Consider the following 15,491-nt stretch of genomic DNA (forward strand, 5'->3'; position numbering starts at 1 on the left):
CACGACCCCCGACGCTCATGAGCCGGGTGGGGCGACACCGTCGTCCCCGACGCTCCCTGTGGACAGCGACTACTCCACGCGCCAGCCTGACGTGGTCGTGTGGTCCTCCCCGGACGACTTCGCGTCCGCGACGGGGTGGGCCCCCGGCGTCCACGTCGTGATGCTGCCTTCCGGGACCCACGTCGACCTGTTCATCAGCGGCGACATCGGTGTGCTCCCGTCCGGTCGTGCCCTGCCGGTGGTCTTCTCCGGTGCGGTGAGCGCTCGCAACGGCTCCCGCGCCCCGTTCTTCTCCGGTGCCAGCCTCGGGCGTGACCTCGGGACGCCGCTGGTCTCCATCAGCGACCCCCTCCTCGCTGCGCACGACGACCTCCGCCTGGGGTGGTACACCGGCGCCGCGCACGACGACGTCCAGGGTCACGTGGGCATCCTCCTTCACGCGCTGTCCGAGCGGGTCGGGCGCGAGCTGCTCCTCGTCGGGGGCTCCGGCGGCGGGTTCGCCGCGCTCCACCAGGTGCTCAGGGCCGACTACCCCGCGTCCGCGCTGGTCTGGAACCCGCAGACCGATCTCCTCGACTACGACCCACCTGCCGTGGCCGAGTACCTCGCCGCCGCCCTGGGACGCACGGAGGAGCAGGTGGCTGAGATGACCCGGGGGGAGCGCTCGGCGGCACTGGCGGCAGCCGGGATCGAGCACCGCGTACTGCCGTCGGCATCCCGCGAGACGTCGACCCGCCGTGTGGTCTACCTCCAGAACGCCTCGGACTGGCACGTCGCCAAGCACCTCGCCCCCTTCCTCGAGGAGGGCGGCTTCACCCATGCAGGAGGAGGCCGCTGGTCCCGGGGCGACGGCGTCCTCGCCCTCGTGTCTGCCATGGCGGCAGGTCACAGTGCACCGCCGCGTGCGGTGCTGGAGCAGTCCCTGTCCGCGCTGCTCGACACCTCCGTGTCCGCGGCCCAGGCCGTCGACCGTCTCCAGGCGGCGAAGACGGTGCCGTCGACCGGGCTCGACGTCCTTCCCCGAGACCTGCGTCCGGAGATGGAGGACCTGGCTTCCCGGGTCGGGCTGAGTGCCACGCTCGACCACCGGGGCACGGCCCGGGCCGCGCTCGTCTGGAACGGTCGCCCGAACCGGTATGGCGGGGTCAAGGCCGTCTTCGAGCTGCTGGACGCCTCCGGCACCGTGCTCCTCGAGCGTTCCCACGCCGACAACATGGTGCAGGTGCCTGCGGTGGGCGAGGCGCTCGTGGCCGTGCGCGCGAACCTGCGCGACGGTTTCGGTCACGTCGTGCTGACCCGGACCGAGCCGGTGCAGCGGCTGGCCCAGCCGGTGCGGGTGCTCGTCGTCGGCAGCTGCGTCTCCCGCGACACGTTCGAGTTCCTCGACCCCGACCACTTCACGCTCCAGGGCTATGTCGCCCGCCAGAGCCTGGTCAGCTCCTTCGCCCCCGGCGGCGAGCCCCACTTCGACCTCTCCGCGCTGTCCAGCGCGTTCCAGCGGCGCATGCTCGACGGTGACGCCCGCTCGTCCCTGCCGGGCATCGTCGCCGAGCTGGCCGACGAGGTCGACCTGGTCCTGTGGGACCTCGTCGACGAGCGTCTGGGCCTGCTCGACCACGACGGCGGTCACGTCACCACCGACTCGGTCGAGCTGCGCCAGGCCCGGCTCGACGGCCAGGCGCCGTCCGGCCCCAGCGGCCCGGCGTTCGGGTCGCCGGAGCACCTCGATCGCTTCCGCGCGGCGCTGCCGCAGTGGCGGTCACTGCTCGAGGATCACGGCCTGTTGTCCCGGACGGTCCTCGTGGCCCCGCCGTGGGCAGCGGCCACCCAGACCGGCGAGCCCACGCCGTCGAGCTTCGGCCTCGATGCCGAGCGCGCCAACGAGCTCACGCAGGCCTACCTCGACGCAGCCGTGGAGGTATTGGGGTTGAAGGTGCTGGGTCGCGGGCTCACCGGGGCGGTCAGCCACACCGACCACCAGTGGGGCCCAGCGCCGTTCCACTACGACGACACCACCTACCTGGCCCTCGCCGGGGAGGTGGCGTCCACGGCCCGCAGTCTCTGTGCGCCCTGGGGCTGGGAGTCGCTGCAGCCGTCGGACCTCACCCGGGTGCCCGCCGCTGCCGACCGCGACCCGCGACGCGAGGCTGCAGCCCCCGAGGCCACCGTGGAGCAGACCGGGTCGCTGGAGCTGACCGTGCGCATCCACGGCGCCGGCAGCCGCGCCTGCTCCTTCTCGGTGCACCAGGGGTCACGACGGATCGAGGCGACCCCCTACCTGCGCACCGCGACCCACAGCTTCACGGTGCCCGAGCCGGGGATCTACCGCTGCCGGGTCTTCGTCCTCACCGAGGACGGCGAACGGCTCCCGGTGACGAGCCCGCCGCTGCGGGTCACCTGAGCCCCGGTCAGCGGCCGTCGGTCGCGTCGGGGCTGAGCACGTCGACGAGCTGTCCGAGGACGGTCGCCTCCTCGAAGCGGTCGGCGATCACGCGCCGGTAGGCATCGGGGTCGCGGTCCTCGGTGAGGATCCTGTCCACCAGGTCATCGACCGTGGCACCGACCCACTCGCGCGGGTAGACGAGGTCGGCCCCGGCCCAGCCGAGGACGACCGGCATCGCCCGGCTGGCAGCGCCGTCGGCGATGGTCAGGTGGAACGACTCGAAGTCGCTCACCGACAGGGCGATGCCCACGCCGCGGTACCACTCCTGCATGTCGTTGCCGTGGCCGTCGAAGACCACGGTGCCGGGGCGTGCCGCATTGAGGGCCTCGATGCGTGCGTACTGCGTGTCGTACCAAGCCATCTCGGCCGGCCGGCTGCTCATCCACGGGTAGTCCTCGGGCCCCTTGCCCTTGATCCGCAGCGTGTGCGGACGACCCTTGGCGTCCAGCGCCTCGATGACGTCGAGGGCCAGGTCGAGACGCTTGCGCGCCGGGACCGTGCCGACGAACCCGATCGTCGTCGCAGCCTCCTCGGTCTTGGCCAGGTCGAGGCCGTCGGTGTCGACGAGGTTGGGGATGACCACGCACTTGTCGGCCGGGACGCCGTGGCTCTCGATGGCGGCCCGCCTGACGAGCTCGCCGACGAACACGTAGGCCGCGACGTTCTCGTGCGCGATCTGCGACAGGTACGGGAGCGACAGCTCCTGGAGGTGGACGCGGACGACGAGGCGCTGGCCGGGCATGACGTGCCGCGAGTACCAGACCGCGTTGCCGAGCCCCCACTCGCAGAGCACGAGCTCGGCGCGGTGCAGCAGCTCCAGCGACTGCTCCTCGTCGTGGGCGGTGTGCGACCGCCACTGGTCGATCTCGACCTCGGCGCCCTGCGACCGCAGCTCCTCCAGCAACGCGGTGGCGAACTTGAGGTCGTGACCGGCGACGAGAACGCGGTGACCGGCGACCGGAGCGGTGTCCCGGGCGGTGCCGGCCGAGGAGCCACCTGCGCCACCCTGGGTCGCGACGGGGTGGGCGACCACCCACGGCACCAGCAGGCGGACCGCGCTGAGGCCGTCGGCGCGCAGGGCGTCGTCGAGGTGCGGGTGCTCCGAGGCGACGGAGGTGGTGACCAGGCCCGTGGTGGTGCCGGTCCCCGACACGGGCACCGCGAGCGGCTGTCCGGGCTGGAGGTCGGCGGCGGCGTGGCTGTCGAGGCGGTCCCAGTGCCCGAAGGCGGGAGCGTGCAGGAGGTCCTCGTAGTGCGTGCGCCCGACGACCTCGGCGAGACGCCCGACCCACTGCGCGGAGGTGGCCGGGCTGCCGAGTCCGTCCCAGGTGCGCACGGTGGTGCCGGTCCCCTCGAGGGCGGCGACCGCGTCGTCGATGGCGCCCGAGCCACGGTCGGCGTGGACGAAGACCTCGGTCGGGGGCACCGACTGGGCGGCGAGCGAGCGGAGCACGTCCGGCGCGCCGGAGTCGAGGACGACGGCATACGTATGGCGCGGGGGCGCCACGACGGGGAGCCCGGCGGTCCGGGCGACGATGGTGAGCGCGGTGTCGGCCGTGTGGGACCGCAGCACCGCACGCATCTGCAACCAGGCCTCGGTGAGACGGGCCTGCGGGTTGCCCGACCACAGGCGCAGCAGGGAGCGCCACACCACGGGGTCGTTGCTCGTGGGGATGACCGAGCCGAAGGTCTCGTCGATGCCGCGACCCGGGCCGGAGAGGACGACACCACCGCAGGCGGCGACCTCGACGACGCGTCGGGAGAACATCGTCGGCGACTCGGTGACCGAGTTGACGTTGAGGTTCGCGAGGTGGCTCTTGTAGGAGTCGATCACCTCGGCGTAGGGCAGGGAGCCGCGCACGCTCCCGCGGAAGGCCTGCGGGAAGTGGTACGGCGAGTCGGGGATGTCGGCCTGCCGGTCGTAGATCGCCAGGCCGAAGGGGCGGCAGGTCTCCAGGAGCCGGGTCAGCTCGGCGGACCGCTTGGCGTAGCGGTCGCCGTAGTAGGTGCCGGCGTAGACGACGGTCGGCTCGTACTCGCGGGTCGCGGGCAACGGGTTGTGGATCCTGGGCTGGGCGTAGAACGGCAGCGACGACGCCGTGCGGACCGTGCCGACACCGGCGGTTAGGTAGGGCAGCACGCGGTTGCCGTCGGTGGTGAAGACGTGGTCGCACAGGGACGCGGTGGCGACGAACCGGTCGTAGTGGACCGGGTCCTCCTTGTTCCAGAAGACCGACGGCACCCCGAGCTCGCGGGCCAGGGCGAGCAGGCCGCTGATGTCGGCGTGCTCCTCGTCGGAGTAGCGGCCGACGCCGCGGTGCCAGGTGCCGCCGTTGCCCTTCCAGGCCGACTCGATGAAGACGAGGTCGAGGCCGGCGACCTGGTCGCGCCAGCCGTCCCGGTCCAGCGGCACGACCTGCACCGAGGCGGACAGGGTCTGGGTGGTGAACTCGTCGGCGACGAGGCCGACGCGCAGCGTGGCGAGGGCCGGTCCGTCGACGGCGCTGTGGTCGTGCACGACGGTCGCCTCACGGTGGGCGCCGAGGACCGTGGTGGCCAGACCCTTCCAGTTGCGCTCGTCGAGGCACCAGAGCCGTCCGGTCCGACCGAGGTCGGCGCGCAGGTCGGGCTCCTGCACGAGGCGTCGGAGCACGTCGGCCAGGGCCCGGGCGTCGCCGGCGGGGAACAGCAGGGCCCGCGACTGGTCGGCTCCTGCGATGTCACGGTGCGGTGCCACGTCGGACAGGACGACGGCCTTCATGCTGCTCATCGCCTCGAGCGGCTTGAGCGGGGACACCATCTCGGTCACGGCCTGGGACAGGCGCGGGCACGGCATGATGTCGAAGAGGCTGAGCAGTCGCGGCATGTGGTCGCCGGGAACCCGGCCGACGAAGCGGACGTGGTCGTCCAGGCCGAGCCGGGCCACCTGCTCCTTGAGCCCGGCCGCGGCCGAGCCGGAGCCGGCGATGACGACCTGGAAGCCGACGCCCTGGTCGCGCAGCACCGCGGCGGAGTCGACGAGGACGTCGAGGCCTTCGTAGGGGACCATGCTGCCGGCGAACCCGATGACGGGGACGTCCGTGCGGACGCCGAGCGACGCCGCATACTGCGTGTCGCGCGGGAGCGGGAGGAACTCTCCGGGCGTGACCGCGTTGGGGGCCACCGTGATCCGCTCGGCGGGCACGCCGCGGCGGACGAGCTCGTCGCGGGTCTGGCCGGTGATCGCGAGCACCGCGTCGGCCTCGCTGCCGACGAGCGTCTCGAGGGCGGTCTGGACGGCGTAGCGCTCGGTCTGGTCCCAGCCGGGCTTCGCGGACGCCTCGGTGACCTCCCAGAGGCCACGCACCTCGTAGACGAACGGGATGCCCAGGCGGCGGGCCGCGATGAGGGCGGCGAGCCCGACGCGGAAGTTGGACGCGGCCTGGATGACGCTGGGGCGCTGGAGACGGGCCTCGCGGACGAAGGCGTCGGCGCACTCGAGGATGTAGCGGTCGACCGGCGTGCTCGCCAGCGGGTTGCCGGGCAGGTGCACGTAGCCGACGCCGTCCACCTCCACCTCGTGGCGGTGGCGCGCGCGGGACTTCACGTCGACCTTGGCGTCCCACGGGTAGCCGGAGCGGCCCACGACGACGACGTCGCTGCCGCTCTCGCGCAGGCCGGAGGCCACGCCCTTGGTGCGGACCGAGTAGCCGTTGGTGTTGTAGGCGGGGGTGGAGTGGACGCAGTACATGACCCGGCCCGGCTCGGGGAGGTAGGCCGGTCCCTGCGCACGGGGCGGGACGGAGATGCTCTCGAGGCGGACCCGCTCGACGGCGAGGATGCGCTCGGCGAGCTCTGCGGAGGCAGGGTCGAGCTCGGCGACCACCTCGGGGTGCTCGCGCAGCAGGCGGGTGGGCACCGACACCGTGCCCTGCTCGAACCACGAGCGGGACAGGACGTGGCCGAGGCGCGTCGGCGTCTGCTGCGCGTGGAAGCGCTGGAGGAGCTCTTCGTAGGAGTAGTCGCTGAGCCTGCGCTCGGCGGTGCCGCCCTCTGCAGTGGCTTCCGGGGCGGAGGCGGTGCCCCCGCTCGAGGGCCCGGCCGGGAGCTGCTTCGCCGCGGGGAGCGCAGGGGTGTGGCGCACCAGGGCCATGGGCGAGGTGAGGGTACGACCGAGCCGGTAGGCCTTGGACCCACGCACGCGCTTCAGGTCGCCCTTGAGGCGGGTGGACTCCGCGCGGTAGGCGTCGAGCGCGGAGTTCGCGCTGCCGAGCCTGCGGGTCAGCTCCTGGTTCTCCTTGCGGAGCTGCTTGAGCTCGCGGGCGTTCTTCTCCGCCTCCTTGAGCTTGCCGCGTGCGGCGCGGTCGCCGGCCTCCAGCGCATCGAGGCGGGCGCGCAGGGCCTTCGGATTGCTCAGGAGCTCTGACGTCACCTGCTGGTCGAGTCCGGCATGGTCACGGCGTTCGTCGTCGTGCACTGGTGCAGTCTCCTGCTGTTCGACGTCAGGTGTACGCGGTCATCCTAGGGGCTGACCGGCCGCGGGCCGGGGGTCCGAGGGGCCGGTGCTGCCGTTGCACGGACCTGTCGAGCAGATAGCATCGGGCGACCTCTGGGCGGTGCGGACGCCGGGGCGGAATCGACGGTCACAAGGAGCTGGACAACGCATGGCACGCATCGGTCTCGTGGGTTTCTTCGGATGGGGGAACTACGGTGACGAGCTGTTCCTGCACAACTGGCAGCGCACGATCGGGGTGCACCACGACGTCGACGTCGTGCACGACGTCCTGGCCGCGCCGTACTTCAGCCGCCCGGCCACCGAGATCGTCAAGGAGTTCGACGCCCTCGTCATCGGCGGTGGCGACCTGGTGATCCCCAACAAGATCTCGCCGCTGTACTGGAACCGCGCCTGGCTCGCGAAGCCCATCTACATCAGTGGGGTCGGGGTGCCGACCTGGATCAAGCAGCAGGCGCCCGACGTGATGGAGCGGCTGCAGAACTTCTTCCAGCACCCCAACGTGCGACACATCGGCGCCCGCGACGTCGAGAGCGCCGAGTGGATCCGCCGGTACCTCACGCCGAAGGTGCCGGTCGTCGTGCACGCCGACCTCGCCTTCAACCTCACGCTGCCGCCGGCCGCGACGTTCGACAAGCCCACGGTCGCCTTCAACCTGCGCACCCACCGGGCCGGGTCCGACCCGACTGCCCTGGTGAACGTCTGCCAGACGATGCACGACCGCGGGTATGACGTCGTCAACCTCGTCCTCGGCACCGGCAAGACCAGGGCCGGCGATCTGGAGGTGGCCCAGGCCTTCCCCTTCAAGGACCAGATCATCCTGGAGTCCGAGAGCATCGACGAGCTCAGCTCCTACCTCGGTGGCCTCGACCTGTTGATCTCCAACAAGTTCCACGGGACCGTCGTGGCGACGATGTATGGCGTGTCCTCCGTCGTCCTCTCGGCCACCACCAAGAGCCGCAACCTCTACACCCGCCTGGACCGCCGTCCGCTGCTGTCCAGCAACGAGGACCCGGACATGCTGGCGAAGGTCGAGCTGGCCAGGATGCCGGTCTCGCGCGCGGCGGTGCGTGAGCTCGAGCTCGACGCCAACGACGCGGTGCGCACCCTCGTGCGCAAGATCGACGCCGACTTCCCGCGCGGCGCAGTCAGGTTCGGCGCATGACGCAGGTGCCCGGCGCCGAGTCCGGCGCACTCGGCGGAAACCTCGGCGACGACGTGGGCAACGACCTGGGCGACGTGCTGGACCGCACGCTGCCCGATGCCTCCGCCGAGATGGTCGTCGCCCTGCTGCGGCACCTGTTCACGGCCAAGGAGTACGACCAGGGCCTCGCGCTCGTCGACCAGTGGTGGGAGGCGCACAGCACCAACGCCAACTTCCTCAAGATCGCCCGGAGCCTGCAGATCAAGCGTGGCGAGATGACCGCGACCCTGCGGACCACGCAACGCCTGATCGCCCTCAAGCAGGCGTCCCAGGACGCCACGACGTTGATCGAGGGCCGCCTTCGTGAGCTGACCGGCCAGGTGCCGGTGCTGCCCGGCCCGGCCGAGACCGTGGTGCCGTTCAACCCCCACAGGGTGCTCCACCTCGTCAAGGAGAGCCGGCCCTACCTGTCCAACGGCTTCACCTCCCGCAGCCACTACAACTTCCTCGCCGAGCGCGAGGCCGGCCTCGACCCGATCGTGGTCACCGAGCCCGGATTCCCCCGGTCCGTCGTGGGTGATGCGGCGCGTCCACAGGTGAACCCCGACGGCATCCGCCACTTCCACCTGGACGTCGGTCCCGCCGACTTCAAGGCGATGCCGGTCGACCGCTACCTCCAGCTCTTCGCCGACCTCGCGCTCGAGCGGGTGCGCTTCCTGCGGCCGGCCATCATCCATGTCAGCTCGGGTCGTCGTGGCTACGAGACAGCCCTGGTCGCCCTTGCCATCAAGGACCGCACCGGCATCCCGGTCGTCTACGAGGTGCGGTCGTTCTTCGAGGCGAACTGGACCGACGAGGTGCGCTACGAGGCGAGCGGCGAGCAGTTCGAGTCCCGGATGCGCCTCGAGGAGGAGTGCATGCACAGGGCCGACTTCGTCCTCACCCTGGGCGAGTCGATGCGCAGCGAGATCGTCGCCCGGGGGATCCCGGCCGAGAAGGTCGGCATCATCCCCAACGGCGTCGACGTCGAGCGCTTCACGCCGCGCGAGCGCCCGCAGGAGCTCGCCGACGAGCTGGGGATCGGCGACGCCCCGACCTTCGGCTACGTCTCCAACATGGACCACTACCGCGAGTCGCAGGAGACGCTCATCGCTGCCTGTGCCGCGCTCAAGGCCGCGGGCCGCGACGAGCACTGCCTGCTCGTCGGCGGTGGCCCCCGGCGCGAGATGCTCGAGGCCCTGGCCGAGTCGCTGGACGTGGCCGACCGGGTGCACTTCACGGGCAACGTCGACCACGACCGGGTCGTCGACTACTACGCCCTCATCGACGTCTTCGTCGTGCCCCGCACCCGCGAGCGCGCTGCCACGCACGTCACGCCGCTCAAGCCCTTCGAGGCGATGGCTCTCGGCATCCCCGTCGTCGTGAGCGACCTTCCGGCGCTGGTCGAGCTGACCGACCCGCCGCACCGGGGCTGGAAGTTCGAGCCGGACGACGCGGGTGATCTCGCCCGGGTCATCACCGAGGTCTTCGACGACCCGGCCGAGCGGTCCCGGAGGGTGTCGGCGGCGACGGAGTGGATCCACACCCAGCGCCAGTGGGTCCACAACGGTCCCCGTTACCGGGAGTACTTCGAGCACGTGCTGGGACGAGGAGAGCTCCCGCGATGAAGGCGAACGTCACCGGCTACCTCCCCAGTGCGGCGAGTCCGGCCCACGAGATCCAGCTGGCCCTGCGGGCGGTGTCGACCACGACGACCCCGCACCTCCTCGGCTACACCGCGGTCGCTCGCATGAACCCCTTCCAGTCGCTGCTCTACCGCGAGTTCGGAAGTGGTGGGATCGCGGTCGCGCCGGTCCTGCGCGGGCACGACTTCCGGGCCGTGGGCGCCTTCCGCCCGCTGAGCGCCAGCCAGACCATCCACTTCCACTGGATGAGCTGGGCGCTGGGGAAGATCACCCACGGTGCTGACGCCGGTCGTCTCGTCGGCGGGTTGCTCGGGCGGATCGACAAGTTCCGGTCCGACGGAGGCAAGGTTGTCTGGACCGTGCACAACGTCTACCCCCACGACGCGCGCTTCGTCGAGGAGGAGCTGCGCCTCCAGCAGGGGCTCGCCGATCGCGCCGACGTCGTGCACGTCATGGCGCGCGCCACCACGGACCACATGGACGGGATCCTCGACCTCGATCCGGACCGCACCGTGCTCGCGCCGCACCCGAGCTACGTGGGCGCCTACGAGAGCCACGTCTCCCGCGCCGAGGCCAGAGCGGCGTTCGGCATCGACGCCGACGAGACCGTCTTCCTCGTCTTCGGTGCCCTGAAGAAGTACAAGGCGCTGGGGGAGGCGCTGGATGCCTTCCACCGGTTGTGCGACGAGGACCCCACGGGTCGCTACCGGCTGCTCGTGGCCGGGCTCCCCGACAACGACCCCGAGGTCGCGGACTTCGTCGACCGGTGCGTGACCGATCCGCGTGTCCTGATCGATCCCAGACGTGTGGCCACCGACAAGGCGCAGCTCTTCCTGCGTGCGTCCGACGTGGGCCTGGTCACCTACGCCCGGTCGCTCAACTCGGGGGCGGCGCTGCTCTACCTCAGCTTCGGACTGTCCGTGGTGGCCACGGACACGCCGGTGTTCCGGGAAGCGCTGCCGGCCGAGGCCGTGACGTATGTCGCGAACCCCGCCAACGGGGACGTCGACGGCTTCGCATCGGGTCTGGCCCAGGCTGCCCAGCGCTCGCGGGAGATCACCCATGACGAGGTGCTGGCGTTGATCGCCCACCTCGACAGCCGCCAGGTCAGTGCCGCCTTCCGCGACGAGCTGGGGGCCCGCCTCGGCTGGTGACCGCCGACGGCTCGTCGCCCGAGCCGTGGGTCCTACCGGAGGAGCTCCCCGAGGCTGAGGACCCGACCTGCCATGCCGCGGGCCTGACCCACGGGGACTGCAGGGTCGGCGAGCTCGAGCCTGGCGTCGTCGACGATCTGCACCCAGTCGGTCGCGAAGTCCGAGTCTCCCACCGCTGCGGCTGCCACCTCGAAGCGTGCCTGCACCCGCTCCCGGGTGATGGCCCCTGGCTCCTGGCCGTCGGCGCCGAGGGCGCTCAGGGCCGGCACCGGGCCGTCCTGCACGGTCTCGGGGTCGCCGTGGACGGCATACGTGGAGAGGTCGTCGCTGGTCAAGGCACCACCGATGACGCGCAGGCGTTCGGTCACCCACTCCGGGTCGCGGTCCTTGGCCGGGCGGTCGAAGGGGTGAGCTGCCAGCGCCGGGCCCATGGTCGCCATGAGGTCCTCGGTGATGTCCTTGGGCCCGGACATCTCGGCAGGACGGTCCTGCGCCGCCAGCTTGCTCAGTCCGACCAGGCTGCGCTGCTGCAGGGGCCGGATGCCGAGCTTGGACACCGGCACGAAGCGTCCGCCGTGCAGGGCGTTGCGCATGCCCAGGTAGTGCCACTCGGCGCTCAGCGGGTCGGCTGGGTCGATCCCCACCCGGGTGAGGTAGTCCGAGCAGGTCGCGTCGAAGTCCTCGGCCATGTCCGGGAACCGTGTCGCGATGGAGTCGGCGATGGTCTTGACCGAGCGGAGACCGTAGTTGCCCTTGTAGAGCTCGGAACCGAAGCCCGCGATGGCGAACTGGCCCTTGGCCCGCAGACCGTAGGCCTGGAGCTTGACGGGGTAGTAGGTCAGGGCGCTGTCGAGGGACCACAGGCCCATCGGGTCGCGCACCCGCCAGATCTCGGCCGAGCGGGGGACCGCGGGGAACCGTGAGCCGAGCGGGAAGCCGAACGTCTCGGAGAGCTGCTGGACCACCTCGGCGTCACGCTGGTGCTGCGGCAGCGTGTTCGTGCAGGTGAACCTGGCGGAGTCGCGGCCCACGGGTGAGAGCAGGGCGGCTGCCAGGCAGATCCTGGAGTCCTTGCCTCCCGACAGGGAGAGGCGGGCTGCCTCGGGACCGAGCGTGGCGACCGTGTGGATGATCGAGGCGATCCTGCTGGCTCCGTGACGGATGGTGTCACCGTAGCTCTGCCCGTCCCAGGCGAAGACCTCGCGCATCGGGCGGGTGACGACCTCGGCGCGGGCGCAGGGGTCGGTCAGGTCGACCTCGACGCGCTGGCCGACGGCGACGTACGTGATCTCCTGCACGGGGGTCCGGGTGCTCATCAACTGCGCTGACATGGCGTTGGGCCAGCGCATCGCCCCGATGACGGTGGCGTCCGGGGTGCACGGCAGACCCAGTCGGCGGCGCAGCCGCAGGAGCAGTGCCGCCGAGTCCGAGACCAGCACGAGCCCGGCTGCCGAGGTCGTGAAGAGCGGCATCATCCGATAGAGGTCGGTCGTGACACGCAGTCGGTCGCCTCGCCACGAGCCGATGACATGGCACCCGGGCAGGTCGTCGTCGGCCCACACCCGGGCCCCGCGGCTCCCCCAGCCACTGCGTCCGAAGTAGAGGCCCTCGGCGTCGTCGTCGTAGGCGACCCCTGTGAAGAGGCCCTGGCCCTCGGGCATCAGGTCGCCGGTCGCGTGCCGGGCCAACCAGTCCAGCCTCCAGCCGCCGGGCAGCACCGAGCGCGCGTGGTCGTCCGGGAACTGCGCACCGACCTCGTCGATGGCCTGCCCGAGCGCCTCGTGTCCGTCCTCCCGGCTCAGTGCCAGCAGGTAGTTGGCCATGCCTCCCCCTCCACCGACCCCTGCAGCCGGTCAGCGCCTACGTCAGCGCCAGAGGCCGCGGGTGTCGATGACTGCCTTCTCCGCGAGGAGACGGCGGTCGACGTTGCGGAACTCGCGGTGGTCGACGAGCAGCACGACGATGTCGGCGGCGGCGATGCCCTCGGCGGTCGAGGCGAGCTCGACGTTGGGCAGGGCGGCGAGGCCGGCGGGGAGCTCTTCGATGTTGGGCTCGATGGCGAGCACGCGCGAGGACGAGTGCCGCTGGGCGAGCTGCTTGGTGATCTCCAGGGCCGGCGACTCGCGCAGGTCGTCGATGTCGGGCTTGAAGGCAAGTCCGAGGGCGGCGATGACCGGGTCCTTGAAGCGGTCGGCGCGGTCCTTGACCTTGTTCAGGACGTACTCCGGCTTGTGGTCGTTGACCTCGCGCGCGGTGCGGATGAGGCGGGCCTCGTCGGGGACGGCGCTGACGATGAACCACGGGTCGACCGCGATGCAGTGCCCGCCGACGCCGGGGCCGGGCTGCAGGATGTTGACGCGGGGGTGCTTGTTGGACAGCTCGATGAGCTCGAAGACGTCGATGCCGAGCTTGTCGGCGATGATCGACAGCTCGTTCGCGAAGGCGATGTTGACGTCGCGGTAGGAGTTCTCGGTGAGCTTGGCCATCTCGGCGGTGGTGGCGTCGGTCAGGTGCAGCTCGGCTCCGCAGAAGACCTGGTAGAGGTCACGGGCGCGCTCGGCGGCCACGGTGGTCAGGCCCCCGATGATGCGGTCGTTGGTGACGAGCTCGATCATCACGCGGCCGGGCAGGACCCGCTCGGGGCAGTGCGCGAAGTGGATGATCGGCCGGCCACCGGACCCGTCCAGGGAAAGGTCGTCGCGGGCGTCCAGGACGCGCTTGGCCATGTGCTCGGTGGCCCCGGGAGGGGACGTGGACTCGAGGATGATGAGCTCGTCACCGGTCAGCTGGGGGATGATCGCGTCAGTGGCGGCGTCGATGTAGCTGAGGTCCGCGGCATACCCGTCCTTGAACGGGGTGGGCACCGCGACGATGTAGGTCTCCGCGTGCGGGGTGTCCTTCTGGGCCGAGAGCATGCCCTGGCTCACCGCGCCGGCGACGTGCGTCGCGAGGTCGGGCTCGACGAACGGGACCTCACCACGGTTCACGGCATCCACGTGGCGGTCGCTGACGTCGACGCCGATGACCTTGACGCCGTTGCTGGCGAGGATGGCTGCCGTCGGGAGGCCGATGTAGCCGAGGCCGATCACGGCGACGGTGGAGTGCTGAGCCACGGGAGTGCCTTGTCTGGAGGGAACGGGTGAACTGGTGAAATGTACCGAACTGCTCGCGTGCACGAGGTCGAGGACTCGCCCGCGGACCCGAGGCCCCGGCCCGGGAAGGCATGGGAGCAGGGGGTCAGGGCCGGGGGGTCAGGCCTCGGGGGACCACTGGTAGGTCACGACGAACTCCCGCATCTCCTCGCCCATCACGCCGGTCGCCGAGACCTGGATCGACTCGGGGACGACGTCCGTGCGCCGACGCGACTCACCCCACGGCTGGAGGTAGATCTCGCCGGTCTGCCAGGGCTCGTTCGTCTCGATGACGACGGAGGTGCTGGCGGTGCCCTGCCCCTGCTCGAACTCGACGTAGGCGTAGTTGCACCCCAGCGAGGGGGACCAGCGCGCGCCCGTGAGTCGTCGTTCCGCCCTGAGGCAGAGCAACGCTGAACGGGAGGGCACGTCGGCGGGCAGCCCGGTGACGGTGCACCTCAGCTCACGCACCGGGAAGGGGAAGTGGACGGTGGTCGGGCTACCGGTCGCCATCGTGGGTCACCTCTCTGAGGACGAGCTGGAGCCCGGTGGACTCGAGGAGCTGGGAGAGCACTTCGTGCTTCGCCGGGATGACCGGCACCTCCACCTCGAGGACCTTGGCGTCATAGTCCTCCGCGAAGAGGAGTCCGAACGCCACGAGCGTCAGGGCGAGGGCGTTGTCGCCGTCGAGGGTTCGCACCAGCCACGCGTTGGAACCGACGACACACCCCGTGGTCGTGCTGAGGTAGCCGCGGTACTCGTCCGACCTCGCGAGAACCATCTCGAAGGTGTCCGGGTGGTCTTTCGACGGCGACACGCGTTCGCCGTCCCTGGCGAGGCGGATGACGAGGCGACCCGTCCCGGTGGGGATGTCGGCGGGTTTCCACTCGACCTCCGTGGCCAGGGCCTCGAAGGGCTCGGCGTACTCCCGCAACAACGACGCGGTCAGGGGGTACACGGGCCGCTCGGTCCGGAGCGGGCCGTTCACCCGGTCGAGGAACGGCAGCACGGACGCCAGCCCTTCGCGGAAGCGGTTCAGGCGCTGGGGCGCGAGGTCCAGGGTGCGGACCGGCAGCTGGGCCCGTCCGTCGTACTCCTCCGGCTCGGCCTGGAGGCAGGCGCGGCGGAATCGATCCATGGTGTAGGCGGTCTTCACGCCTCAACTCCCGACTCTTTGGCGGTGATCTGGATGCGGTGAACGGCGTCGGCCCCGGCCAGCCAGACCTGGCTGTCACCGCCCGGGTCGAAGCGCGTCACCGTGTGGTGGGGGAGCCCGGACTCGACGGCCGAGGCGAGGAACGCGGCCAGGGGGTCACCGAGGGTCTCCGCAGACTGCGGCGCGGGGTCTGTGCGGAGGGCGGCGGCCCAGGTGGTGATGGTGGTGTCGGGTCGGGTGGTGATGAAGGCGCACTCTCGCCAGGTGGCGTCGGTGACGTGGAAGA

At 71.1% G+C, this 15,491-nt stretch carries 10 protein-coding genes; 4 read left to right on the forward strand and 6 right to left on the reverse strand.

What is annotated here, in order from left to right:
* Window positions 1–58: 58 nt before the first annotated feature.
* On the forward strand, window positions 59–2,401 hold the full coding sequence (locus tag ABD286_RS11110) for a DUF6270 domain-containing protein (protein ID WP_344193149.1): 2,343 nt from the start codon (window positions 59–61) through the stop codon (window positions 2,399–2,401).
* A 7-nt stretch (window positions 2,402–2,408) separates the two neighbouring features.
* On the opposite strand, the gene ABD286_RS11115 is transcribed toward ABD286_RS11110, so the two are convergent.
* Window positions 2,409–6,899: a glycosyltransferase gene (locus ABD286_RS11115; protein ID WP_344193151.1), complete on the reverse strand. Its 4,491-nt coding sequence runs from the start codon at window positions 6,897–6,899 to the stop codon at window positions 2,409–2,411.
* Between the two features lie 187 nt (window positions 6,900–7,086).
* Between ABD286_RS11115 and ABD286_RS11120 the strand changes: the two genes are divergently transcribed.
* The 3 genes from ABD286_RS11120 to ABD286_RS11130 are packed head-to-tail and all read left to right on the forward strand — an operon-like array spanning window position 7,087 to window position 10,918.
* Window positions 7,087–8,100 carry a polysaccharide pyruvyl transferase family protein gene (locus ABD286_RS11120; protein WP_344193153.1) on the forward strand — a complete coding sequence of 338 codons (1,014 nt, stop codon included), beginning with the start codon at window positions 7,087–7,089 and terminating at the stop codon, window positions 8,098–8,100.
* Window positions 8,097–9,746 (forward strand): glycosyltransferase family 4 protein, encoded by a 1,650-nt coding sequence (locus ABD286_RS11125; RefSeq protein WP_344193156.1) that lies wholly within the window; start codon window positions 8,097–8,099, stop codon window positions 9,744–9,746. The genes ABD286_RS11120 and ABD286_RS11125 overlap by 4 nt, the downstream gene beginning before the upstream one ends.
* Window positions 9,743–10,918: a glycosyltransferase gene (locus tag ABD286_RS11130; protein WP_344193158.1), complete on the forward strand. Its 1,176-nt coding sequence runs from the start codon at window positions 9,743–9,745 to the stop codon at window positions 10,916–10,918. The genes ABD286_RS11125 and ABD286_RS11130 overlap by 4 nt, the downstream gene beginning before the upstream one ends.
* Before the next feature lie 32 nt (window positions 10,919–10,950).
* On the opposite strand, the gene ABD286_RS11135 is transcribed toward ABD286_RS11130, so the two are convergent.
* From ABD286_RS11135 to ABD286_RS11155, 5 genes are all read right to left on the reverse strand, one after another.
* Window positions 10,951–12,741, reverse strand: coding sequence for a hypothetical protein (locus tag ABD286_RS11135; RefSeq protein WP_344193160.1), 1,791 nt, complete (start codon window positions 12,739–12,741; stop codon window positions 10,951–10,953).
* A 42-nt stretch (window positions 12,742–12,783) separates the two neighbouring features.
* Window positions 12,784–14,031, reverse strand: coding sequence for a UDP-N-acetyl-D-mannosamine dehydrogenase (wecC, locus tag ABD286_RS11140; RefSeq protein WP_344193162.1), 1,248 nt, complete (start codon window positions 14,029–14,031; stop codon window positions 12,784–12,786).
* 138 nt (window positions 14,032–14,169) lie between these two features.
* Window positions 14,170–14,562 carry a hypothetical protein gene (locus tag ABD286_RS11145; protein WP_344193164.1) on the reverse strand — a complete coding sequence of 131 codons (393 nt, stop codon included), beginning with the start codon at window positions 14,560–14,562 and terminating at the stop codon, window positions 14,170–14,172.
* Complete coding sequence (locus ABD286_RS11150) at window positions 14,549–15,205, reverse strand: hypothetical protein (RefSeq protein ID WP_344193166.1); 657 nt, start codon at window positions 15,203–15,205, stop codon at window positions 14,549–14,551. The genes ABD286_RS11145 and ABD286_RS11150 overlap by 14 nt, the downstream gene beginning before the upstream one ends.
* The coding region (locus ABD286_RS11155; RefSeq protein ID WP_344193169.1) for a hypothetical protein at window positions 15,202–15,491 on the reverse strand (290 nt) is incomplete at its 5' end. The genes ABD286_RS11150 and ABD286_RS11155, both read right to left, overlap by 4 nt.

Origin of the sequence: Pedococcus aerophilus, from assembly GCF_039532215.1 — a bacterium.
GTDB classification, from domain to species: Bacteria; Actinomycetota; Actinomycetes; order Actinomycetales; family Dermatophilaceae; genus Pedococcus; species Pedococcus aerophilus.